Here is a 24433-nt window from a genome sequence, read left to right as displayed (position 1 = left end):
TGAATAATCAACTCATGTTCAGCTGCCAAAGAAAAAGACCAGGATCTTGATCCCGGGTATCCAGTACACAACCCGCTTCATGCTAACCCCCCTTAAATTTATCGCGTGCGTGACGCACAAATCAAGCTTCCGGAACAAAAAAAAGATGTCACCCGTGTTTAGCGGCGACATCCCGTTTATCTATATAAAACGCAAGAGGCCGGTGATTAACCGGAGAGCAGGCAGAAAATTCTGCAGAAGCAGTTTTCTCCATTATTCAATCGTCATCATCATCATCTTTATGTTTGTCGTCTTTCTTATGTCCACCATGCTCCCGGTCGCGGGGATGATCATCATCTTTTTTCCCCCACGGGTTATGCCATTTTGGTTCCTTCTGATCCTTATCCGGGTTCTTGTGCCCCTTCTGATCCTGATTCTCAGCGTTGTCATCGACGTGACCGCCATGCGAATTGCCGCTTGATGTTCCAGGCGGATCAGGGAAATCCATGACCGGCTCGCCCTGCAGCGCTTCAGTCATCAGCACCTGAAATACTGCAGCCGCGGCTTTGGAGCTTGTGGTTAAATAATGATCGGCGTCCGTATGATCGTATCCGAGCCATACCGCTCCCACCAATTGAGGCGTGTAGCCGACGAACCAATTGTCCTTGGCTCCCGCCCCTCCGGTTCCCGGCATCTCCGTCGTTCCCGTCTTCCCGGCAGCCGGACGGCCAGCCAGTGCGGCGGCTTCCCCGGTTCCATCCTGCACGACCCCTTCGAGCTCTGCGGTCATCATGCGGGCAATAGCCGGATCGGTCGTCTTCTCTCCGGTTATATCTCCTGCATCAGCGAGAACCTCGCCGCTCGCAGTCTCGATCCGGATAATCGAATGTGCCGGCATACGGGTACCATCATTGGCAAATACCGCAAAGGCTTCGGCCATCTCAAGCGGGGATACGCCTTCCTGCAGACCGCCCAAAGCAAGTCCCAGCGTTCGGTCGGCATCCGTCAGCTCAAGCCCGAACCGGGCCGCCGCATCCATCCCCGCATCAATGCCCATATCGTTAAGCAGCCGGACCGCAGGAATATTATAGGACTCGGTAATCGCCTTATGAATCGTCACCTCGCCATGGTAAGCCCCTCCCGCATTCTGCGGCTGGTACCCACCGTAATTAACCGGTTCGTCGACGATTGTGTCTTCCGGGCGGTAACCCTTCTCGAAGGCCGGAGTATAGACCGATATCGGCTTCATGGCTGATCCCGGCTGCCGCTTCAACTGAACGGCGCGGTTGAAGCCGCGGAACGGCTGCTTGCCCCTGCCGCCGATAAGCGCCTTGATACCGCCATCGCGGGGATCGACCAACACGGCTCCGCTCTGGATCAATTGATCCGCCGCGCTTGGGGGAAACAGCTCCTCCTGCGCATAGACTTGTTCAGCCGCCTGCTGCATACGCGCATCCAGCGTCGTATAGATCCGCAGACCGCCATGCAGAATTTCATTCTCTGTCAGTCCGTATTTGGCGGACGCCTCGCGAATAATTTGATCGACATAATACGGATACTTCAATGCCGTATCCTGCTTGGAAGCAGGATTCCGCAGTATGATCGCTTCCTTGACCGCTTGATTGTAAACCTCCTCCGTAATCCGGCCCTGGTCCTTCATAAGCTGGAGCACGACATTGCGCCGGGCTTTGGCCTGGTCCGGTTTTTTGTAGGGAGTAAGCGCAGACGGGGCCTTGACAAGGCCTGCCAGCAGCGCAGACTCCGATACTGTCAGTTCCGGGGGGGATTTGCCAAAATAGGTTTCCGCGGCATGCTTGATCCCCCATGCCCCTTCTCCGTAATAAATCTGGTTGACATACATCTCCAGAATGTCGGATTTATTATAATTCTCCTCTATCTTCTTGGCGAGCAGCACCTCGTTCCACTTGCGGGACCATGTCCGCTCCTGGGACAGGAACACATTCTTCGCCAGCTGCTGTGTGATGGTGCTTGCGCCCTGTCTGGTTTCTCCGGATGTAAGATTGGTATAGAGCGCCCGGCCGATCCCCCAAATATCCATGCCGTCATGCTCGAAGAAACGCTTGTCCTCGACCGCCACCACAGCATCGATGAATGACTTGGGCAAGCTTTCGTAACGGACGGCTTCGATGGTGCCCAGGGCGATCCGGCTGGCCTCCTTGCCGCTCGCTTCATATAGAATAGTCGCCGCAGGCAGCGGCTCTGCCAGCTTTGAAATATCCTGCTTTGCAACCATCATGCGGAATATCTCCCAACCAGCCGCCGCCAAAATACATACGATCACAAATGCAATCATTATCACTTTCCAATGTGTATGCTTCGTCTTGTTCTTCATAACCGGATTCATATGCTGCCTCCAACCTTGATATCCCTTATGCCGTTCCTATAAAGATTCGCAGGAATCCGCCATTTTCAGTACGTTCAGGTTGTTATCGACGTGCATGGCATTCATGCATGCGGCTTGAGGATGTGGTTATACCCCGGGTTGCACCGCCGCACAGCGCTCTTCTGCCCGCACAGGGCGCAAATGAAATACACCCGATGCCATCGCGTAGATGACATCAGGTGTATGGGGCGGACTGGATTGCTGTTTACTTGCAGAGCGTGAAGATCCGTGAAGATCGCTGTCAGCCCTTGATTGCGCCGGCTGCAATCCCTTTTATAATATATCTCTGCATGAACAGGAAGAACACGATAATCGGGATCATCCCCATTACGGCGTAAGCAAAGGCCAGATTCAGGTCGCTGCTGTATTGGCCGAAGAAAAAATACTGCTGCAGCGGAATGGTGCGGTATGCCTTGTCCTGCAGAAACAGCAGCGGCAGCAAGAAGTCATTCCAGATATACAGCGCATTCAGCACAATGACAGTCGCGGTAACCGGCTTGAGCAGCGGCATAATGACCTTGATGAAGATGCCCGGCGTCGAGCAGCCGTCAATACGGGCCGCCTCTTCGATTTCCCTGGAGATGCCGCGGATGAATCCGGTATAGAACAGCACTCCCATCTGTACGCCGAGGCCTCCGTAGATAAGCGTGATTCCCCAGTGCGTATTGATCAGATAGAGCGTCTTGCCCATTTTGTACAGCGGCAGCATCGTCACCTGGAAAGGCACCATCATTCCCGAGAGCAGAATGACAAAGATCGCATTGTAGAACGGCTTGTTCCTCCTGGCGATCGAATACCCTGCCAGCGCCGAAGAAATGATAATCAAGGCGACGGAGATGACGGTTACGATCAAGCTGTTGGAAATGGCCGTCGGATATTTCGATGTATCCCAGGCATGCACGAAATTGGACAGGTTAAGTCCGGGCGGCAGCGCGTAAAAGGAAACGAACGTCTGCTGTGAGGTTTTCAGTGACATAAGCAGCGCGACATAAAGCGGGAACAGGAACACAACCGCCAGAATCGCGACGAGGATGAAGACCGTTATTCGGGATGCTTTCATATCAGAATTCCACTTCCCGTCTTCTGAAGATGCCCAGCTGGACAATCGTAACGATGACCAGGATGAGGAAGAAAATCATCGACAGCGCCATTCCGTATCCGGCTTTGAAATTGGCGAACGAGGTTCTGTAGATGAAGGTCGTCATCACATCGGTGGCAAAGCCCGGTCCGCTGTTTGTTGTGACGAATACAAGATCAAACACTTTGAGCGCTCCTGTCAGCACCAGCAGCAAATTGATGGTGACCGAAGGCGCCAGGAGCGGCAGCGTCACGCTTCTGAACGTGCGGAATACGCCCGCCCCGTCAATCTTGGCGCTCTCGATCAATTCGCCCGGGATGCCCTGCAGCCCGGCGATATAAATGATCATCGGAGAGCCGATGCCCTGCCAGACGGCAACCACGATCAGCCCAAACAAGGCATAATCGGGATTGCCCAGCGGACTGGTGACGTCCAGCCCGAAATAGGCTAGCAGCTTGGGAAAGCCGTTGCTGTAATTGTAGTTCCATACGAATCCCGACAAGACGACGGATATAACGCTTGGCAGGAAGAAGATCGTCCGGAAGAGATTCCGGAATTTCAGATAGGAATCAAGCAGCAGGGCGAGCAGCAGCGATAGAACATTAACGAGAATGGTGAGGATAAACGCATATTTGAACGTGTTTCCGAGTACTCTCCACAGATCGGAATCCTGAAGAGCTTGCACGTAATTGTCCCAGCCGATATAAGTAAGCTTGGGCGATATTCCGTCCCAGCTTGTAAAGGAATAGCGGACTCCGAGCAGCAGCGGAATAAACACCGCGATCAAAAATAAACAGATCCCCGGCACTAGGAACAGCAAATACCATGCCTCGCCGCGTATCATTCGTTTCAGGTTTCCCATAGGCCAAGTTCCCTTCCTTAAAGCTGACGGCATAGGCATCTCGCGCCTATGCCGTCAGCTGCTGTTTGCATCTGTTATTTATGGTTTTTGGCAATCCAGTCGTCAATATTCTTGATGACCTGATCCTCGGTTTCCTTGCCGAAGAACAGATTCTGCATATCCTGACCGAGCGGAGTCAGCCAGTCGATTGTCGTACGTGCCATATAACCTTGAGAATCATAGGTTTCGCCATTATCGAAGTAAGGCTTCAAATCATTAATGGCCGGCGCAATATCAGTCGAGGAGCCTTTTACATAGCTCAGGGAGTTGATGTTCTTCACCCATGCGTCGCCGCCTTCTTTACTCGCCATGAAGGCCAGGAATTTCAAGGCTGCTTCCTTATGCTCGGACTTGCTGTTGACCGCGAGCGACGCATCCGGATTGAATTCCAGCTTGTTCAGGCTTTCGTCATTGCTGAACGGGTAAGGGAAGACGCCCATACCGCTATTGTACAAATCGGGATTTTTCTTCTGGATATCAGCCAGCGGCCATGTGCCGGAGTACAGCATGGCGGCTTCGCCCTTGGCGAAGAGATCCACGCTGCCGTTGTAGTCTACGCCGAGCTGGTCCTTGTTGCCGTATTGGTAGAGCTGCATCGCATGCGCCAGTGTAGTTTTGATCGCCGGATTGTCAGCGAATTTGGCGGCGCCCGTCTCGATTTTGTCGAAGAAGTCGGGGATGTTGCCTACAAGCACCGTGTTGCTCGGCAGATCCCGTCCGATCCACATATTAAGCGTCCACAGATCTTTCCAGCCCAATGCGAAAGGCGTTTTGCCGGAATCCTTGATTTTCTGGGCCGCCGCCATCAGCGCGTCGTAGGTTCTTGGAATTTCAATACCCAGATCGCTGAAGATTTTTTTGTTATAGTAAACAGCGATAGGTCCTGCATTTACAGGCATAATGTAGTTTTTGCCGTCTGTTGCCTGCGCCTTCAGTACGCTGTCGTCGAAGTTTGACAAAAAGTCCTTGCCGGTCAAATCCTCCAGATAACCGCCGTCCGCGAACAGCTTCGTTTGGGCGCCGGAGTTCAGGGTAAACACGTCAATGATATCGCCGCCGGCCATCTTGGTTTTGAGCAGCGTGTAGTAATCATCATATTTGACAGGCTGCACATCGACTTTAATGTTTGGGTTCTCGCTTTCGAACTGTTCGACGATTTTGGCGACGCCGTCGGTCACATCGCTCTTGAAATGCATGAACGAAATGGTGACAGGCTCCTCGCTCGCAGCAGGCTCATTCGCTCCGGCATTGCCGGCGCCGTTCGCCGGTGCTGCCGGGGTATCTGCAGCAGGCTGCGGATTATTGTTGCCGCTTCCACATGCGGACAGCGCAAGCATCAGAAGAAGCGCGCAGATGCCAAGGCTTAAAAACTTTTTCATTTCGTTTCCCCTTCTCTTGTTTGGTTTGGGTTGAACGTGAAATTCCCCGTTCTGCCTTTATCTTACTTCCGCTCATGTACGCTGGTAATAAAATAAATGGTGCTTCCGATGTTCAATATTTTGGAGCATCATGTCCCAGGGGCATGATGCTCGCGGTACTCGGATGGCGTCCGGCCGGTGAATTTCTTGAATACCTGGCTGAAATAACGCTGGTTCTCGTAGCCTGTAAGCTCGGCGATTTCGTTGATCTTGCGGTCGGAGCCGCCGAGCAGCTCGCATGCTTTTTCCATCCGCTTGCGCGTGAGATACTCAATAAAATTCTCATTGGTCACGGTCTTGAACAGCTTGCTGAGATAGCTGGGGTCCATATGAAACCTTGTTGCCACATCGATCAGGCTGACATCCTCAAAGTAGTGCTCATCCATAAACTGCACCACTTCCCGGATTGTATGAACTGATTCCGATACGCCCAGACTTGCCCCGTAGTGACCCAGCGCCTCCGCCAGCTGGTCCAGAAACAACCGGAGCTGCTCCGCATCCAGAATAACCGCAATAGCCCTTGGATCAAAAAGCGATGGATGGGCCGCTCCGATGCCCTTCAGCTCCGAAGCGGCGATATCCAGTATTTTATGAAGATCCCGGTGGATGCCCTGGATCGTGATTGCGGGATCAGCAGCAGCCTTGCATAAAAAAACCTGCAGCAGCCTGCTGCTCTCCGCCGCTTTGCCTGCAGCGAAGGCCTGATGGAGTGTTTTCAGGTCAAATGAAGACAGCAGTTCCCCGTTCGTTGTCCCGGCAGGGCCGGCGGCGGAGGATATGCTCAGCCCGGAGTAATTCAACCGATTCCGGAACAGCTCGTCTTTGGCTTCGCGAAAGGCTTCCGGCAGTTTGTCCAGTTCCCGGTAAACCGAGCTGATCCCGGCAGCAACATCCGTTTTGAGTATCGAGTGCACGGCATGATGAAAGGCCGCTACCAGTTCCCGGCTCCGCGCGTCGTCAAAAACTTGCTCGGGAAGGATCAGGCAAATCCGCATCCGGTCGTCGGACTTGTACACCAGAGGCGGACTGCCTTGCATCGCCCCGGCGACGACTTCATTTAATATATTTTCGACGCTGAACATGAAGAGGTCCGCATTGCCGTGGAATTTGGTAGCGGAAATCTCATTGAACTGGCGAAACATGCAGATGGCCAACCGGTAGCTTCCGGCTGTCCGGGATATCTGCAATTCCTCCGCCTGCTTGCGGATATCCGACAAATTCGTGATGCGTCCGCCCGCAACATGCTGCAAGAATTCTTCACGGCGCAATTTTACGATATCCTGCGTTGATTTCTTCTGCTGCTGAAGACTTGAATAGTTGCGGCAGGCTTCGATCGCCTTGACCATCGCGTCTCTCAAATCGGCAACGGATACGGGCTTCAGCACATATTCGCATGCCTGATAGGTCAAGGCCGCCTTCAAATATTCGAATTGGGAGTATCCGCTCATCACGATCGTTTTGATTTCGTTATAATGCTTGTACAGGTTCTCCAGAAACAGCTGCCCGTCCATAATGGGCATATTCATGTCCGTCACCACGATATGCGGCTTATTGATCCGGATCAATTCAAGCGCTTCTTCCCCATGCTTGGCCTCTGCAATGACAAGGACATCCAGACCAAGCTCGCTGATCATCTTGCTGACGGATTTCCTCCCTACAGTCTCGTCGTCTACCACCATTACTTTGTACAAGCTCAAGCCCTCCGCTTTCTGTAAGGGATTCGTATCCGGATTGTCGTACCCAATCCGGGCTCGCTGTCAATCTCCAGTCCATTCGGACCGCCGTATACGAGCCGGATCCGTTCATGAACATTTTTAAGCCCGATGGAAATGCCGGAGAACACATCAAGCGACTTGCGGTCAAGTCCGGACCGCAGCGCGGCCAGCTTGTCAGGGGCCATGCCCGGACCGCTGTCTCGAAGCGTAATGATAACGGAATCCCGCTCGTGGATGGCACCGACACTGATCCGGAGCTGATCGCTCATCTCTTTGTCCCAGACGTGCACAATCACATTCTCCATGATCGGCTGGAGTACGAAGCGGATAATGGAGCAGTCCATTAAATCCGGCTGCACGTCAAAATCCGCTGACAGCGCATCGTCAAACCGGAACTGCTGGATATATAAATAATTGTTCACATGGGTAAGCTCCTGCCTGATCGTCGACTCCATATTGCCCTCATAGAAGCTGTAGCGGAACATATCCCCCAGCGCGCGGCACATCTCATGGATCTCATAGTCTCCCAACAGAACGGCCTTGCCGCCTATCGTTTGCAGGGTATTGTACAGAAAATGCGGATTGATCTGCATCTGCAGCGCGAGGATTTGCGCTTCCTTGCTGCGCAGCTGCATCTGGTAATCCTGCTCGATCAGATCGCGAATTTTCTCCGTCATAAAATTGAAGTTGCGCGTCAGCTCGGACAGGTCGTCCCTGTACTTGTAAGGCTTGAGGCTGACATGGAAATTGCCTTTGCGGACATCCTTCATCGCCCTGCCCAGCAGCTGGATCGGCCTGGTAATGTACTGCTGCGCCAGGATGGAACAAAGCAGGATGACCAGCATGACGAACAGGAAGGCTCCGACTGTAATATGCAGTGTATTTTTACGGTTTTGCGCCATCTCCGTGCTCGGATAAACAATTGTAAGTCCCATATTTGCATGATCGAGATAGGACGTGCTGACAAGGAGATTCGGCGTTTTGGAGAAGCTGATATCATAATCGTCGTTCACGTACGGGTTGGCGGGCCGCTTGAACGCAGCCACGACATCCGCGTACTTATCGTTCGTCCGATAGAACGCCTCCCCGTTGGCATTTTGCAGGACAATGACATTGGGCGGACGGTTGTTGGACTCCACGATTTTCGTCAGCTGCTTTTGCTGGATGTAGAAAACGAGCGTGCCGTATTTCTCTTTATAGAAAGGATTGTAGATCGTTATCGCGTATACAAAAAAATTCTGCTTCATGGTTTCGTCATAATAGGAAAGCATCATCGATTGCTGGAACGGCAAATCGAGCATCTCCTTGTAGCCCGGAATGCTCTTGAAATCAATCTGGTCATAGCTTCCGGCAATGGACCAGGAATCCTTCAATGTATTGTCCCTGCCGTAGATCATCGTCCTGATAATGTCCTTGTTGTTGTTCTGGATGAGCAAATAATAGTTCTGCAGCGTGTCCTTCAGATTAATGAAATCGGGGTCGTCATAGTTGACGCCATGCTCCATCAGATTGATGATCCGGGCGAACTTGTACACCTGAAGCGCCGATGTCGCGATATTATGAAAGTATTGATCCAGATATTTGGACAAATAGACAGCATTCTGATCGGAGCTGCGCAGCATCGTCCGTTCCAGAGAACGGGTGCTCGTCTCATAGAAGAGATAAGAAAGAATAAGCATCGGGATCAGTGAAATAAGGACGCTGCTCAAGACGATTTTGGTGCGGATGCTTCTGTTGATGAACAGCCATTTAAACATGAGCCTTCTCCCTGTCCGGCCTCGTACTGCCGCACAGCCTTCCTGCAGCAGCCAATTGTTCCGGAGCTTTGCCCTGCCTGGCAGGAATGCTCATTGTCCCGTCTTTCATAAATGCCCCTCCCTTGAAGCGGTTCCCAACATTCTACAATTCCCTCAACGAGGAAACAATAAAACAATTTGTGTTTAGGATGTTCAAAATCTTGACAGATACACATTTAATTTCTGCTGTGCTGCCCATTTTGAACAGACCTTTCCCATAATAAACGGACGGCGAATAAAAGAGCAAGATAGCAGCAGCACATATTTTGATTATTTGTGGTTTAATAAAGCTATACGAAAGGCGGGAATTTCTGCAATGACGAATAAAATGAACTTGAAAAAATGGTCCGACCATATAAGCAGCATGCTCCTTTATCCTCCAAAGCCATTCAGCTTCGATGCTGTTCTCGGTTATCTCAGCCGCTCCTCCAAGGAATGCATGTTTGCCATCCAAAACAGACAGGTCACCCGGCTTGTTCCGGTGAATGAAGAGCATGTGCTCATCCGGATCTCCGACGAGGATAACGCAGCCGTACGCATCGAATTCCTTGGCGATGCCCCGCTTCCGGAGCCTCATGCGCGCGAAGCCGTCGCCGCTTACGTGTGGGAGTGGTTTGATCTGGACAGCGATTTGACTCCCTTCTATGAGATGGCTGAGAGGGATCCTCTTCTGAATCGGGCCGTGACGGAGCATTACGGACTGCGGATTATCGGAATTCACGATTTATTCGAGGCTTTATGCTGGGGAGTTATGGGGCAGCAGATCAATCTTGCTTTTGCCTATACGCTGAAAAAAAAGTTCGTCGAAGCTTTCGGTGAATCCGTAGAATGGGAGGGCCGCTCTTACTGGATTTTTCCCAAGCCATCCACGATTGCGGGTCTCTCCGTCGATAACCTCACACCGCTTCAGCTCACGGGCAGGAAATCCGAATACCTGATCGGTATCGCATCCCTGATTGCCGGCGGACAGCTATCCAGGGAAAAGCTGCTTGAGCTCGGCGGACTGCAAGCGATCGAGAAAGAACTGGTCGGCATCCGGGGAATTGGCCCCTGGACGGCTAATTATGTTCTGATGCGCTGCCTGCGGATTCCTTCGGCCTTCCCTATTTCCGATGTGGGGCTTCATAATGCCATCAAGCATGTTATGCAGCTCGAGCAAAAGCCTACAATTGCAGAGATCAGGCAGCTCTCTTCGGCTTGGGGAGATTGGCTTTCCTATTCAACCTTCTACTTGTGGCGGATGATAGATTAGCCACACACAAAAAACCGGAAATCCGCTTTGTGGCGGAAGTCCGGTTTTTTTCTGCTGTAAAGTCCGTTTTATACCCAAGGCTTAGGGCTGTTTGACCTTCACCCATGACTTGCGCCGGTAACTTTCAACAATGGCCTCATTGATCAGCATAATGTAATGGCCATCCTCCATCGATGCGAATGTTCGGGGCTGCGCGGCAGGCTCGCCCTGCCCGGCGCGTTCCACCGCGTCATAGAAATCAATAAACAGATTTTTGACGCCATCAGGCCAGCCCTCTTCGTGGCCTCCTGGATAATGCACCATGGCAGCAGCCTCATCGGACAGCTCTTCCCGGTCGCTGCCAATTTCCCGATTCGAGGAGCCGCGCCGCCCGCTCCACAGCCGGTTCGGCTGCTCCTGATCCCACTGCAGCGATTCCGATGCGGCGGAAATTTCAAAGTAAAGCTTGTTTTTCCGCCCGGCGCTTACCTGCGAGACCGTGAAGACGCCTTGAGCGCCGCCTTCCATATGGATCATGACGATCCCGCAGTCCTCCGTATGAACAGGCACCTCCTTGTAAGTCTCCTGTCCGTTCTCCCCGGTCAGCACCTTGCGGACCGGATAGACGGTTTTCAGATCGGCAAAAACCTCCATGATCCTCTCCCCGGTCACATGCTGAACCAGGTCGCACCAATGGGAGCCGATATCGGCAATCGCTCTCGTTGCGCCGCCTCGCTCCGGGTACATGCGCCAATTGCTGTCCGTCTCCTCCAGCAGCCAATCCTGCAAGTACCCGCCTGTCACCAGATGGATCCCGCCGATTCTTCCCTCGGCTATACGACGCCTGGTCTCCGCGACCAGCGGATAATGGCGGTAATTATAGCATACGCCGCTAATAACAGGGGTCGCCTTGGCGAGGGCCACAAGAGCCTCCGATTCCTTGCTGTCCATAGCAAGCGGCTTCTCGGAGAGCAGATGCTTGCCTGCAAGCAGCGTCAGTTTGTTGATTTCATAATGAAGGTCATTGGGCGTGCAGTTGTGCACCGCTTCAACCTCCTGATCGCGGATAAGCTCTTCCGCAGAGCCGTAGGCCCTGGGTATTTCATATCGTGAAGCCACTTCCCCGGCCCTCTCCAGATTGCTTCCCGAGATTGCCACCACCTCAACATGCGGCAGCCGCCGGAGCGCCTCCAGATGAAAGCTTGCGGAAAATCCGGTCCCAACAATGCCAATTTTGATTTTTCCCATCACGGTTCACCCCAATCTCCACTCAGGCTAAATTCCCTCTATTTCAACACTGTTCCCATAATCAGAGCCTCCACGAAAGAAGCAAAAACCGCACCCACGCGAGTTGGCAGGAGCGGTTCCTTATTTTCTGTCTTCATCATCCTGGCAGCGGATGATCAGATCGCCGCATTCTGCAGAGAACGTATGCTCTCAAGGCAGATCAGCTCTTTGCAAATGCCGGCTATCGAACCTGCGGCCAGCGCTTCCCGCTTTTGTGAAAATTGTTCATACTGCATGCGTGCTATGTCATCCTCCGGGTAGCGGTCGAGGTAGATTTCAAGCTCAGCCAGCGTATCTTCCACTTCCTGCAGCGCATCCTTCTCATCGACTGTGCTCTCCGGGAGCGTATCCCATAGGTTCATTGCGTTATTCATATATTGTTACCTCCTGATAATAGATGGTGAAGTTGTCCCTCCTTCTATTACCACATTATTGCGGCTTCAAACCTTCTTCCGGCTGAATATCCGAATCCGGGTCGACAGTCCCGTCCGAGCTGCCGAAGCTCTCCACTTCCTTCCAGGCATCCGCATTATCGAATCGGCCCGCATGATTCTGACGGTTGGCGCCAGCCCCCTTCGGCGGCGGAGTCATAACCTGTTCTTCCACCGGCCGCTCCTCATTGAGTCCGGGACTGGAAGCATCCTTGATACAGGTTTGTGCGGTCGGAAGCGCCTGCAGACGTTCATATTCAATCGTCTCGCCGCATTCACGGCATTGACCGTAAGTCCCTTCCTCCATCCGGACGAGCGCTTCGTTCACTTCTCTTAGTTTATTCTCCATTGATTCGTCAACAGCCATGTCCCGCCCCCGCTCAAAGGTTTCCGTGCCCAGATCGGCCGGGTGATTGTCGTAAGCGGATAATTCCCCGGTGGAATCCGTCATCGTGCCCCTCTCATCGGCGTCTTCAAGCCTGAAATGGCTCTCCAGCTCTTCCTTTTCCTCCGCAAGCCTATGCTTCAGATCTTCCAGCTGCTTTTGCTTCAAATGTGTCATATCGGGCTTCCCCCTAACAAGGAATTCGGAATCCCGCCAAAGCGGATGCCGTTCTTTTCCTTACCCGTTAAGAGCAGCCGGCTAACAAGCTTGATGATGATCGACGGGCCAAAGCTTCAATCAGCCGGGCGCCATAAGCCCCGTATCCAGGCCAGCGTACCGCCGGTGACAGCATCCGGGCCGATCTTGTCCGCCGGAATGCGGATCTCTTTTCCTTCCACCTCAATAAAGGCAAATTCCGCCTCATACCGCAGAAAAACCGCTAGGCGTCTAATCACGCATTTCTCATTATCATCCATTATGCCAGGCCTCCTTTTACAAAAAAAACCAGTTTAATCCACGGTCCGGACGGCAAGAACTGGCCATGGGCACATGGGCAGTTGCGGCGAATAGCCATCTTCCCCATGACTTGAAGATCCGTGTCTTCCCCTGTCACTAGTTTAACCGCTGTGCCTGGCTTACTCAATCGCAGGCATATAATCGGCGAAGATAACTAAAAAAGCCCGCGATTTTGGAGCTGTTGTCAACAACCCCTAAATCGCGGACTTTAACTCAGACCAAGATCATGCCACCCGACAGAAGTGAATGATAAATGCCACCGGCAATGTCACAGTGAAGGTGGCGAAGCAGCTTTGAACTCCTTCAATGTGATCACTTCATCTTAGCAGCAAGCTGACGGCGATACTCCAGCACAGGCAGTCCGCCCCAACCCCAATTCTCGGTGTCAACCTCTTCGACAACGACGAAGGTAGCTTCTAACGGCTTGTTCAGAACGTTAAGCAGCAGCTCGCTGGCCCCTTTAATGAGCGCAGCCTTTTCCTCCGCCGTAACAGCCTGACGATCTGGAGCTGTGCCCTCGCGGGTCACTTGGATCGTAACGATTGGCATGGATATTCTCCTCCTTTTGTGTCTACTGCTGCCTTTGCTTAGTGACCAGCATTCTGACCGCCGTCGACATGAAGAATCTCACCCGTTACGAAGCTGGCTGTCTCCAGATACAAGACGGCATCGACGATATCATGCGGCTCGCCCATGCGTCCCATAGGATGAAGCTTGGCCAGGGCATCGTGGGTTTCCACGGGATGCATCGGCGTTTTGATATGTCCCGGAGAAACTGCATTCACGCGGATCCCCCTAGAAGCATACTCGATCGCTAATGATTTCGTTGCCGAGACCAGCCCCCCCTTCGTCAATGAGGCGAGTACCGAAGAAATGCCAGCTACCGGTTGGTCGACCAGACTCGTTGTAATGTTAATGATATGTCCCGTTCCCTGTTTCAGCATCTCTACCACCGCTCGTTGGGTAACGTGGAAGAATCCGGCAACATTAGTGGATAAAATCATTGCAAAGTCTTCTTCCGAATACTCCGTAAATGGCTTAGCCATGAAGATTCCGGCGTTGTTAACCAGAGTATCAATGCGTCCAAAATGAGCCAAACCTTCGTTGATTAAGCGCTGCGCGATCTCTGGATCCGCAATATCACCGGCAACAAAACGTACTTGTTTTCCTGCAGGATCGATTTCTTTTGCAGCCTCAACCAGCGCTTGTTCACGACGTCCATTGATAACTACATTCGCTCCCCGATTCACCATCTCAATGGCCATCGCTTTTCCAAGACCGCTGCTGCCGCCAGTTATGACTGCTACTCTTCCCTGAATATCCATGTGTTAGTTTACTCCTGTTTATGAAATTTTATTATGCCTGATAAATAGCCTGCATGTGTGACCGCAATAAGTGATGATTATTATGATTGTTCTAAGCCGTTCTTCATGGATTTAGCAACGGATACGGTGCGTTTTGCCTGATGTTCCGCAGCAGCGCGCACGTCTTCCTTCATCGCTCCATTTTGATCCACTGTCACACTTGTGCCATACGGATTCCCTCCGGCAGCAAAAATCGATGGATCAGTAAATCCGGGTGCTGCCACAATCGCACCCCAATGGTACATTGACGTATACAACTGAAGTATCGTTTGTTCCTGTCCGGCATTCGGATTTTGGGCGGAAGTCATGGCACTCACCACTTTATTCACCAGTTTGCCCTGGGCCCAAAGACCGCCTGCCGTATCGATGAACTGTTTCATTTGAGCTGGAAGATTGCCAAATCGGGTCGGCATACTGAAGATTACCGCATCGGCCCATTCCAGATCTGCCAAAGACACGGTTGGGATATGTTTGGTCGCTTCAAGATGAGTTTTCCAGGATGGACTGCCGTCAATAACGGATTGTGGCGCAGTTTCCGGTACTTTTAAAACTTTCACATCCGCCCCGGCTTGAAGACCTCCATCCGCTGCCCATTGGGCCAATTGAAAATTAGTTCCATTTGAGCTGTAATAGATGACGGCTAAATTCACTTTTGAAGATGACATCGATTTAATCTCCTTTTTCATTAATTTTTGAAATATACTCATTGGTATCGCTCCAAACTTTATTTGTTGTCGGCCAAACCAATATCCGCCGATATGATTCCTGTTTTTCATTTGTTCCCGAAAAATGCAACGTTCTTCATAAATATACTTTCTTGTCTGTTAACCAACGCACCGTCAAGCTCTGTAACTCGTTTTAATTCAATCCATTCAGGATCGTTGCGAAAACGATCATAATTAAGGTTGCGCATTGCCAAATCAGCATGCTCAACAACATAATAGAGGCGGTTATTCGCTTCATCTGAATCTTCCCAGAAGTGTGTTATCTTCATATTGTGTTTCATGAATAATTGAATGACATGATCTCTGAACCTATTTTGGATAACCTTCATTTTGCCTGGATTAACATGATAAATCCGCAGCTCATACAGCATCTTCTCACCACCTTCATTTCCTATTTTATCTATCTATTAAAAGGTAGATTGTACTTGTAAAAATATCCGCTTTCTTTTTAAGTTAAAGCGGATATTAATCCATCGGCAATTCTGTCAAACCTGCTTACATCCCGAAAACTTCTTGCAAGTAATTGTGCACCTTGAAGCGATGCAAGAAACTGATGAGCTTGAGCTTCCGCGGTACCTTCGAAATTTAGATGTCCTCCGGCCCGCCCCTGATCCAACACTCGTTCCAGCCACTCCAAATTGGCTGCGAAAAACTGAGCTACCCCTTCTCTTACATTGCCTGATAACGTAGCCAGGTCAGTAGCGAGCATTACGCTCAAACAAGTACAATACTCCTGAACAGGTGCATCGTAAAGTAAAACGAATTTGCGCAGTTTTTCCAAATTGTCCTGTGTGTCGGTATCAATTTGGGCGACTGAGGAAATAAAATTTTTGTAATACCGGGCTATCAGCGCTTCTCCCAAATCCTCCTTGTTAGGGAAATAGTAATGAATACTGGCAGTACGTATCCCTATTTTTTCTGCAATATGCGCATAGCTGAATCCGTTGAACCCGAATTCCTGAACAATCGACTGAGCAACGTCCAAAATAAGCTCTGCTGTATTTTTGTTTTTGTTCATGTTTGTCATTCTACCTTTTAGTAGATAGTCTGTCAACCCCGGTTAACCAGATTTAATCCGGCTGCTGCTCTATGAAAGGAAACGGTGTCGCCCAGCTACAGGCAATAATCAAACATATCAGGACACGCGGTATAAATGGAATGCGATAAGTCAATACTTGAGACACCTCTGCGAGGAAAGGAGCGCTGCGCGTAGATGGAAACAACGGAAAAAATCACGGGAACCCAGCTGGGCTTTTTACTATTTACCTTCGTCATTTCCACGATCATGTTAACCGTTCCCGGTATTATGACCATGTTCGGCAAACAAGATGCCTGGATGTCGGTTTTCCCTGCTTCTCTGACAGGCTTGCTGAGCATATGGGTGATGATTACCCTCTCGAATCGTTATCCGGGGTTGACTATTATACAATACAGTTCAAATATCGTCGGGAAATGGTTAGGGAAGCTTTTCGCAATTAATTACATTTATTATTGGTTTATTTCGATTTCAACTATTACCATGCAGCACGCCGGGTTTATCAATACGCTGCTATTGCCAAAAAGCCCTTCCATCGTTGCGAGCCTGATGTTCTTGTTCTTATGCGGTCTGGCCGCCAAAGCGGGAATTGAGGTCATGTCAAGATGTAGTGAGTTTATTACGGTAATCATTCTGTTTTTTTTGATTCCGCTCTTGATTCTGACAATCGGGGAAGCGAATCACAATCAACTAAAGCCGATTTTGGAAGAAGGAATTCTGCCTGTATTACAAGGTGCAGTCAGCCCCGGAGGCGGATATATGAATCAACTCTTTATTCTCGGATGGCTCCTGCCTTATTTGAATCAACCGAAAAAGGCCCGCAAGGTTTCGCTGATTGCGCTTTCCGGAATTGTCGTGCTTATTTTTATTATTGTATTGCTTACAATTATGGTCCTCGGTCCATTGACGGGTAAACTGACCTTTTCTTTTCTAAGCGTCATCCAATATATCGGTATTGCCGGATCCTTCGAACGTCTGGAAGCAATAGCGGTTTCAATGTGGGTAATGGGTTGTTTTGTGAAGGTATCGGTATCGTTGTTTATATTATGCCATTGCATAAGCCAGCTTTTCGGAATGAGAAGTTACCGCGAAATCGTATTTCCCATAACACTGTTATCCCTCATTGGATCAGTCTGGATATTCAAAAACGGAGCGGAGCTTCTTAATTATCTTGCTTTTACATTCCCGCTCTTGGCTTTCTTCAACCAAAGTTTCTTACCGCTGTTACTTCTGGTGATAGACACGATAAGAAGAAGAGTGGAGAATTCACGGCTCTGACAGCATTTTCCCGATGGGTTCAAAAATAATTTTGAAAGGGACAGTAAAGCCTGGCAGGTCGACCCGCGCGATTAATAAGGAGCCGATAATAGAGGCTGCTCCCATTAAACCACCGTATACGGCTGCTTCTTTGTTTCTTTGCTTGCTTAGCAAGGATTGTATACGAACGAAAGACCATCCCGCCAATAAAAGTACATAACCCGCTATTTGCACGATCATTTCTTGATCTCCTTTTCATTCAATTGCAGAGGGGGACCTCCCATGCCGGCTCCGTTTAAACTCAGCTTTGCAGCAATCGAAACGTCTACCTGAGGAAACTTCTTATCCCATTGTTCCTTCAACGATTTCCACTGTCTTGGCTTATTGCGGTGGATTTCTTGGCCGAAACCCACGCTATCTACTTTATAGCGCCCTTGGACTTTGAATAAAGCATCCCGAACTTGTTTCTCAACCGCTGCCTCCAATACTCGCTGCACAAGCTGGAGATTCTTCGGCCGACTGATATCCAGGGGGGTGTTATTTTCAACGAGACTTCCTTCCCCCTGCAATTGAATCTTCATTTTAATCTTATCCCCGTTTATATCGAAGGCAATTCTTCGTTCTGCATGATTTAACAACATCCCGACCATTCCGCCGCCTTCCGGTAAATAGGCATTGATCCTGCCGTTCTTCATCTGATTGGTAACCCAAATAAATCCATTGGTCTCATTTTCGTCTAAAAACCCGACTACTTTTAAATCCTTTAAAATGGCTGACCCCGAGAGCTTAAACAGGTCGTTTTTGCTTTTTTTTGTTCCTTCCGAATAATCCTTGGCCTCGATAACGCCCATAACCGGACTGATGCCTTCGCTTGATGCCGCGATGAAAAAGTCACGCAAGGTAACCGCCAGTTCGGTCTCCAGACTTTCCATTTCCTTGACCGCTTCGACAGGCACTTGTTCAAAGGGGTATTTCGCTTCGAGAATTTCCCGTCCTTCTCCTCCTTTTACCATCATGATATAGGTTCTTAACCGTTGGCGCGGATCATGATTGAAAACGTCAAGAATATCGTTGATCCCATGTCTGCCTAAGGATTCGCCTATAAAAATAACGCTGCGATGGGCGGTAAATAACCGGCGGGAGCTTTTTTTCTGAATCTTGTGGAACGCATCGTCGGCATTCTTTCCCGCGGCGGACAATACAAAAAACTTTTCTTGCTGTCCGCCTCCTTCGCTCCCCGCCCCCCCCAGACCGGAAGATGGGATTGCGATTTGTACCGACAATAAATACTCCCCGTCATCCGTCAAGTCAAATGCCGTACCCGAAATGAACGCAAGGTCATTGATCTCCGTTCGGTCCCAACAACCGCTTGTCAGCAATACGGTAAAAAGTAAGCCGATGTATAGGAATGCTTTCATTCTGAAGTTCCTTTCCTCACAGCGTTTCACGTCCTAATTGCTCTCGGATGGCCGCTTCCCTCGAGTTGGACTTGGTTTCTGTCCAGCAGGTTCGCGCACTGGATTGTTGAAATCCGCTGCCTGTGGACGGCGGGTTTTAGCCCATACGGGTGCACGTATGAAGATATCCTTCACATTCATGAAAGTGAGCGGTGCTATTGGTGTAAAATAAGGGATGCCGAACGAACGCAAGGAAGCAACATGCAGCAGGATGCCAAGAAATCCAAGTACAATCCCATAAAGTCCAAACGTACCGGCCAAGAACAGCATCGGAAAGCGCAGTAACCGGATGCCATTGGCAAAACTATATCGTGGAATCGTAAACGCCGCGATACCGGTGATGGATACGATAATGACGACCGGAGCAGATATAATTCCCGCCTGCACGGCCGCCTGGCCGATAACCAATGCCCCTACGATGCTTATCGCTTGACCAAGCTGTTTGGGTAAACGAATTCCCGCTTCCCGCAGTGCCTCGAAAGTGATTTCCATCAGAAAAGCTTCGACCAGAGCCGGGAACGGAACAGCCTCCCTTGAAGACGCAATACTCAGCACGAGATTAGTCGGAATCATTTCCTGATGGTAGGTCGTAACCGCAACATAGAGGGGAGGAGCGAATATGGCGATGAATATGAAGAGGAATCGAATCCATCGCACAAAGGTTGCAATGGGCCAGCGATCATAGTAATCCTCACTGGCTTGAAGTCCAGTCCAGAACGTCATGGGGACAATTAATACAAATGGGGTATTATCAACTAGAATAGCTATTTTTCCTTCCAACAGCTCTGCAGCTACCACATCAGGCCGTTCCGTACTATGTACTTGTGGAAAGGGCGAGTAAGGCAAATCCTCGATAAATTCCTCCACGTAGCCTGAGTCGAGAATTCCGTCAATTTGAATCCTAGTTACCCTTTTTCGAACTTCCTCGACTAATGATTCGGGAACAATACCCGCGATGTAAGTGATGACAACCTGGGTTTGAGAAAGCTCCCCAATCGTATTGGATTCCATTTTCAATCGCGATGTTTTAAGCCTGCTGCGCAGTAAACCTATATTCGTTGAAAGGTTCTCAATGAATCCATCCCTGGGACCACGAATAACGGGTTCTGAAGAAGGTTCTTCAAGACTTCGCTGTTTATTGCCATTTACCTTGACCATCATGGCATTGCTGTCCGCTCTCGTAAGAACGATAGCATGACCATTTAACACGTGACGAACAATGTCGGTTACGTCTGATGTAATATCTGTCGTCCCTACGGAGATAATCTCATCATCCAGAGCTGCTGCTTTTTCATTTATAAAATCATCTTTAGTGGAAAATTTAGCAATCATTGGCTTTAAAATATGATCGTCAATCATCTTTTCATCAACAAGACTTGGGAAATATAGGACAAGCCATTGATTTTCTCCAGCCAGCCGAACTTTACGGAACACGATATCGGAGCTGTTTTGAAATATACGCTTAAAAATCAACTCATTTTGCTCTAAATCCGATGTTAGCCTGGAGTTCTCTTCATCCTCAGAATAGTCCTCCTCCGGTATATTTAGATACCCGGGTTTAATGCGTACTCTCTTCTTAAACCGTTTCACTGAATAGGCCCCCCAAAGCAAACACTGATACATGTATTTTCCCAATTTTCGTCAGAAGTATTCTCGAGCTCACGAAGGTCAACGTATACCTATTTTCGTTGAATTCCGGAAGAGCCGGCAGACGTTATCGATTTAGTGAATAAATGAATACATTATTAGAACCTGCAAATAGGCCAAGTGGATAAGTCCCCTGCATGGGAATATCCATTTGGCCTGTTTTATTGGAATCATTAAGTCTTTATCCGACTGTTGCAGTATTCCCTATCTGAAGAAAGCTGCTGCTATATAGTAAAAGATTATGCCAGGTCGATTTTGGTTATTTTGCCGGGAAGCTCTTTGTTCATAAAATTGCTCATGGCCTCTGCAGCGATCATTTTTTTGATCTCCAGCTTGTCCTCAGCAGACAACTGCTCGAAGGTTTTCGTATCGCGCTTCTCCACCTTGATAACATGGTAGCCGAAATCCGATTTGACCGGCGCCCCGACCGTCCCGATTGGCTGTGTATTGGCTGCATCCTTGAATTCGGCAACCCATGCATTGGACTGCTCATTCTCATATAAACCGCCATTGCCGGAAGATCCGGGATCATCGGAATATTCCTTGGCCAGCTCATTCCAGTCCCCGCCGTCATCCAGCAGCCCTTTCACCTTATTGGCACGCTCCAGTGCTTCCGCATCCGTACGTACGGTCTCGCCTGTTTGGGGATCGGACGTGGTTACCAGAATGTGCCGGACGGAAACGATATTATAATCGCTTTTGGTCTGGTCAAACCGGCTCTTGATCTGCGCATCCGTTACTTTCTTCTGCATGCTGCCGAGTGCGACGGTAATCATCGTGTAGAACTTCTTCACATCGCTCTCGGCCAGCCCTGCCTTCTCGTTGCTTGCCTTCAATTCCGCATTTTGTGCGATGTAGGCATTGTACTGCTCCATGAACTGGGTTAACCCGTTCTGGTCTTCCGCACTCAGCGGTTTACCCGCAACCGGCCCGTACAGCAGCTTGTAGCCGATATATTCACGGAGGAACTGCTCTTTAGCCGCCGGATCATTCAAGTAAGCCGCGGTATCCGGGTTAACAATGCTGAAGAATAAGGCATATTTCGCAAATTCCGTGTTGGTGACCTTGCCGCCGGAGTAGGTAGCAATCACTTTCTCCGCAACAGCGCCGGGTGCGGCTGCGCCGCTTTTAATCTCGATGGTTTTGAGCTTCGTGTTCCAGTTCACACTTGCCCCGACCAGCTTCCCGATATCCTTCAGATAAACATAAGTTTTACCGTCGTAGGTTAAGGTGGGGTTTGCCAGAGTCGCGGCTTTGCCATTGACTGTAATTTTCGTGTTTTTGTTCAGCATTGCCTTGATCGCCTGAATGCCGTCATCGGCAAAAACGGCTGAGGAAGCGGTTAATAATGAACCGACAACCGCGCCGATTACAAACGGCCTTATGGACTTCTTCATTATGTAATTCTCCTTTCGGGTATAAAGAGCTCTGCATAATTATAGCATTATACCTATGGAAATATAGGCGGCTGCGGCAAATCTTTTTGCCTGCGGAATCGGTTCCTGTCAAGAGCGGATTCAAAGGGCCCGACAAGCCCACAGGCAGCAGACAAAAAAACCGCGCCATCCTTCCGGCGCGGTTCAATCCATTAATCCATAGGGCTTTCTCAGGCCTGGTAGAAGTTGCGGATCCAGCGATGCGCTCCCAGCTTCGCCACCTGCTCCTTCGGCAATCCATTGCCGTCGCCGAAGCTCATGTTGCTCTCGACATTGCGGATCGAACGCATACCCGGGATGACTGTCGAGACGGCCGGATGACTAAGAACAAAACGCAGCGCGGCTTCGGGAACCGCCTCCACTGCAATGCCCAGATCTGCGGCAATCTGCTGCACTCTGTCAAATACCTGCTGCTTCCGGTCGCCGCGGAAATAGCCGTTGCGGAAGTCTCCCTCTTCGAAGGTCGTTTCCGGCGTGATCCGTCCTGTCAGTCCGCCTTCATCCAGCGCTACACGGACAATAACGCCTACATCATGCTTCTCACAGGCCGGCAGCAGCTGATCCTGCGGACTTTGGTCGAAAATATTATAAATAACCTGAACGGTATCCACGATACCGGATTCCACCAGTTTAATCGCGCTCTCCGGCTGATGGTCGTTAATCGATACACCGAAGAAACGTATTTTGCCCTGCTCCTTCAGCTTGCGGACACCCTCGAGCCAATCCCCCTGCTCCAGCCAGTCATCCAACCATACATGAAACTGCTGAACGTCGATGCGCTCCAGACCCAGGTTGCTCAGGCTCTGTTCGGTGCTGGCAATTACATGCTCGGCTGTGAAGGTTTCATTGGCGGGAACACCTGCGCGTGCAGGCCATTGAAAGTTCTTCGGCGGAATCTTGGTGGCGACGTAGATCGTTTCCTTCGACTCCCGGACAACTTGTCCAACCAGCTTCTCGCTGTGCCCGTTGCCGTAACCAAGCGCGGTATCGATGAAATTAAGACCGAGCTCAATCGAGCGGTTCAATGCTTGCAGGGATTCCTCGTCAGATGCCCCGATCCACGACGTCTTGCCAATGCCCCATGCGCCGTATCCAATCTCCGATACCTTCAGTCCGGTCTTGCCAAGGGTTCTATAGTTCATCTATCCTGCGCCTCCATTTCATTTGGACCGGCAGCCCGTGCAAGCTCCGGTCTATCATCATTATAGAGAATACCATAATCTGTGGTAAGAGCTGAAATAGGATTCACTTACTTACTTTCAGTTTACCAAGAAGACGTAAAAAACAAATCCCCCTTCATTTCCTGCAGAAGAAAATGAAAGGGGATGCGATAAATGGATGTCAGGCGGGTGAGGCAACGGTATTTATTTGAACAGAGACAAATATTGCCCGTAGCCTTCCTGCTCCAGATCCATCTTGGGAATGAACCGCAGCGCGGCGGAATTGATGCAGTAGCGCAATCCGCTTGGACCGGGACCATCATTAAACACATGACCCAGATGGGAATCCGCTTCCTTGCTCCGTACCTCCGTGCGGATCATCATATGGGTGAAATCCTGTTTCTCCTTCACATGTCCGCTGACGACAGGCTTGGTGAAGCTCGGCCAGCCGCAATTGGAATCGAATTTGTCCAGCGAGCTGAACAGCGGCTCTCCCGAAACAATATCCACGTAGAGGCCTTCGCCGTTAAAATCCCAGAATTCATTGCGGAAGGGAGGCTCGGTTCCGTTATTTTGCGTCACCTCGTATTGAATCGGGGTTAGCTGCTCCCTGCGTTTTGCTTTATCCTTATCTGTATTCCAGCGGCTTTTGATAAACGCGTCGCGGCCGGAGCCCTTGCGGTACATCCGGTACCGCAGCGGATTCTTCTTGTGATAATCCTGATGGTAATCCTCTGCCGGGTAGAAAGGCTTGGCTGGGACAATCTCCGTTACGATCGGTCCGTCGAACCGCCCGCTCTCTTCAAGCTTGAGTCTGGATTTCTCCGCCGTCAAACGCTGCTCCTCCGTGTGATAGAAGATCGCCGTCCGGTAGGAGGAGCCGCGGTCGTGAAATTGCCCGCCGGCATCGGTGGGATCAATTTGCATCCAATACGTATCCAGAAACTTCTCATAAGAATAAATCTGTGGATCAAACGTGATTTGAACCACCTCGGCATGGCCTGTCGTTTCGGAGCACACCTCTTTATAGGTCGGGTTGACGGTATGTCCCCCCATATAACCGGAAACGACGCTGATAATGCCCGGCGTCTCCTCGAATGGAGTCACCATGCACCAGAAGCAGCCGCCGGCGAAAGTTGCCAATTCATACAGATCCGCTGCTTCATCCAGTTGCTGTTCATTTTCCAAACTCATTTTTATCCCCTCGCTT

The 24433-nt window shown here is 50.3% G+C and carries 23 protein-coding genes; 2 read left to right on the top strand and 21 right to left on the bottom strand.

The features are described 5' to 3' along the window. Nucleotides 1–256: 256 nt before the first annotated feature. The 6 genes from AC0YOB_RS15150 to AC0YOB_RS15125 all read right to left on the bottom strand — a co-directional run bounded on the left by AC0YOB_RS15150 (nucleotide 257) and on the right by AC0YOB_RS15125 (nucleotide 9252). Nucleotides 257–2344, bottom strand: coding sequence for a transglycosylase domain-containing protein (locus AC0YOB_RS15150; RefSeq protein WP_475793478.1), 2088 nt, complete (start codon nucleotides 2342–2344; stop codon nucleotides 257–259). 280 nt (nucleotides 2345–2624) lie between these two features. After that, a complete protein-coding gene (locus AC0YOB_RS15145) occupies nucleotides 2625–3443 on the bottom strand; it encodes a carbohydrate ABC transporter permease (RefSeq protein ID WP_475793477.1) in 819 nt (272 codons plus the stop codon). A 1-nt stretch (nucleotide 3444) separates the two neighbouring features. Further along, nucleotides 3445–4323, bottom strand: coding sequence for a carbohydrate ABC transporter permease (locus AC0YOB_RS15140; RefSeq protein ID WP_475793476.1), 879 nt, complete (start codon nucleotides 4321–4323; stop codon nucleotides 3445–3447). Nucleotides 4324–4397: 74 nt separating this feature from the next. Continuing rightward, nucleotides 4398–5741 (bottom strand): ABC transporter substrate-binding protein, encoded by a 1344-nt coding sequence (locus AC0YOB_RS15135; protein ID WP_475793475.1) that lies wholly within the window; start codon nucleotides 5739–5741, stop codon nucleotides 4398–4400. Nucleotides 5742–5869: 128 nt separating this feature from the next. Next, entirely contained in the window at nucleotides 5870–7471 is a 1602-nt protein-coding gene (locus tag AC0YOB_RS15130) for a helix-turn-helix domain-containing protein (RefSeq protein WP_475793474.1), read from the bottom strand. 2 nt (nucleotides 7472–7473) lie between these two features. Next, a complete protein-coding gene (locus AC0YOB_RS15125; RefSeq protein ID WP_475793473.1) occupies nucleotides 7474–9252 on the bottom strand; it encodes a sensor histidine kinase in 1779 nt (592 codons plus the stop codon). Nucleotides 9253–9607: 355 nt separating this feature from the next. On the opposite strand from AC0YOB_RS15125, the gene AC0YOB_RS15120 reads away from it, so the two are divergent. Next, nucleotides 9608–10543 carry a DNA-3-methyladenine glycosylase family protein gene (locus AC0YOB_RS15120; protein ID WP_475793472.1) on the top strand — a complete coding sequence of 312 codons (936 nt, stop codon included), beginning with the start codon at nucleotides 9608–9610 and terminating at the stop codon, nucleotides 10541–10543. Between the two features lie 81 nt (nucleotides 10544–10624). On the opposite strand, the gene AC0YOB_RS15115 is transcribed toward AC0YOB_RS15120, so the two are convergent. The 9 genes from AC0YOB_RS15115 to AC0YOB_RS15075 form a co-directional block, all read right to left on the bottom strand. Next, on the bottom strand, nucleotides 10625–11770 hold the full coding sequence (locus tag AC0YOB_RS15115; RefSeq protein ID WP_475793471.1) for a Gfo/Idh/MocA family protein: 1146 nt from the start codon (nucleotides 11768–11770) through the stop codon (nucleotides 10625–10627). A 155-nt stretch (nucleotides 11771–11925) separates the two neighbouring features. After that, the gene (locus tag AC0YOB_RS15110) at nucleotides 11926–12183 is read right to left on the bottom strand and encodes a hypothetical protein (RefSeq protein ID WP_475793470.1); all 258 of its coding nucleotides are present in this window, start codon (nucleotides 12181–12183) and stop codon (nucleotides 11926–11928) included. Nucleotides 12184–12238: 55 nt separating this feature from the next. After that, the gene (locus AC0YOB_RS15105; RefSeq protein WP_475793469.1) at nucleotides 12239–12802 is read right to left on the bottom strand and encodes a TraR/DksA C4-type zinc finger protein; all 564 of its coding nucleotides are present in this window, start codon (nucleotides 12800–12802) and stop codon (nucleotides 12239–12241) included. Between the two features lie 116 nt (nucleotides 12803–12918). Further along, a complete protein-coding gene (locus AC0YOB_RS15100; RefSeq protein WP_475793468.1) occupies nucleotides 12919–13101 on the bottom strand; it encodes a hypothetical protein in 183 nt (60 codons plus the stop codon). A 352-nt stretch (nucleotides 13102–13453) separates the two neighbouring features. Continuing rightward, complete coding sequence (locus AC0YOB_RS15095; protein ID WP_475793467.1) at nucleotides 13454–13690, bottom strand: tautomerase family protein; 237 nt, start codon at nucleotides 13688–13690, stop codon at nucleotides 13454–13456. 38 nt (nucleotides 13691–13728) lie between these two features. After that, nucleotides 13729–14466, bottom strand: a complete 738-nt coding sequence (locus AC0YOB_RS15090) for an SDR family NAD(P)-dependent oxidoreductase (RefSeq protein WP_475793466.1) — start codon at nucleotides 14464–14466, stop codon at nucleotides 13729–13731. Nucleotides 14467–14546: 80 nt separating this feature from the next. Beyond that, nucleotides 14547–15212, bottom strand: coding sequence for an NAD(P)H:quinone oxidoreductase (gene wrbA, locus AC0YOB_RS15085; protein ID WP_475793465.1), 666 nt, complete (start codon nucleotides 15210–15212; stop codon nucleotides 14547–14549). A gap of 65 nt (nucleotides 15213–15277) precedes the next feature. Further along, entirely contained in the window at nucleotides 15278–15601 is a 324-nt protein-coding gene (locus AC0YOB_RS15080; protein WP_475793464.1) for an NIPSNAP family protein, read from the bottom strand. 77 nt (nucleotides 15602–15678) lie between these two features. Then, nucleotides 15679–16248, bottom strand: a complete 570-nt coding sequence (locus AC0YOB_RS15075) for a TetR/AcrR family transcriptional regulator (RefSeq protein ID WP_475793463.1) — start codon at nucleotides 16246–16248, stop codon at nucleotides 15679–15681. Between the two features lie 195 nt (nucleotides 16249–16443). Between AC0YOB_RS15075 and AC0YOB_RS15070 the strand changes: the two genes are divergently transcribed. Then, nucleotides 16444–17544, top strand: coding sequence for a GerAB/ArcD/ProY family transporter (locus AC0YOB_RS15070; protein WP_475793462.1), 1101 nt, complete (start codon nucleotides 16444–16446; stop codon nucleotides 17542–17544). Here the strand turns inward: AC0YOB_RS15070 and AC0YOB_RS15065 are convergent. The 6 genes from AC0YOB_RS15065 to msrA form a co-directional block, all read right to left on the bottom strand. After that, nucleotides 17533–17763, bottom strand: coding sequence for a hypothetical protein (locus AC0YOB_RS15065; protein WP_475793461.1), 231 nt, complete (start codon nucleotides 17761–17763; stop codon nucleotides 17533–17535). The two genes, AC0YOB_RS15070 and AC0YOB_RS15065, sit on opposite strands and share 12 nt — an antisense overlap. Continuing rightward, entirely contained in the window at nucleotides 17760–18941 is a 1182-nt protein-coding gene (locus AC0YOB_RS15060) for a Ger(x)C family spore germination protein (protein ID WP_475793460.1), read from the bottom strand. The genes AC0YOB_RS15065 and AC0YOB_RS15060 overlap by 4 nt, the downstream gene beginning before the upstream one ends. A 33-nt stretch (nucleotides 18942–18974) precedes the next feature. Next, entirely contained in the window at nucleotides 18975–20570 is a 1596-nt protein-coding gene (locus AC0YOB_RS15055; RefSeq protein ID WP_475793459.1) for a spore germination protein, read from the bottom strand. 296 nt (nucleotides 20571–20866) lie between these two features. Beyond that, entirely contained in the window at nucleotides 20867–22024 is a 1158-nt protein-coding gene (locus tag AC0YOB_RS15050) for a peptidylprolyl isomerase (RefSeq protein ID WP_475793458.1), read from the bottom strand. Nucleotides 22025–22233: 209 nt separating this feature from the next. Beyond that, on the bottom strand, nucleotides 22234–23205 hold the full coding sequence (locus AC0YOB_RS15045) for an aldo/keto reductase (protein ID WP_475793457.1): 972 nt from the start codon (nucleotides 23203–23205) through the stop codon (nucleotides 22234–22236). A 222-nt stretch (nucleotides 23206–23427) separates the two neighbouring features. Further along, on the bottom strand, nucleotides 23428–24417 hold the full coding sequence (gene msrA, locus AC0YOB_RS15040) for a peptide-methionine (S)-S-oxide reductase MsrA (protein WP_475793456.1): 990 nt from the start codon (nucleotides 24415–24417) through the stop codon (nucleotides 23428–23430). Nucleotides 24418–24433 lie beyond the last annotated feature (16 nt).

This window comes from Paenibacillus sp. JT31N17, assembly GCF_056269255.1.
This window is presented reverse-complemented; position numbering and strand designations above follow the sequence as displayed.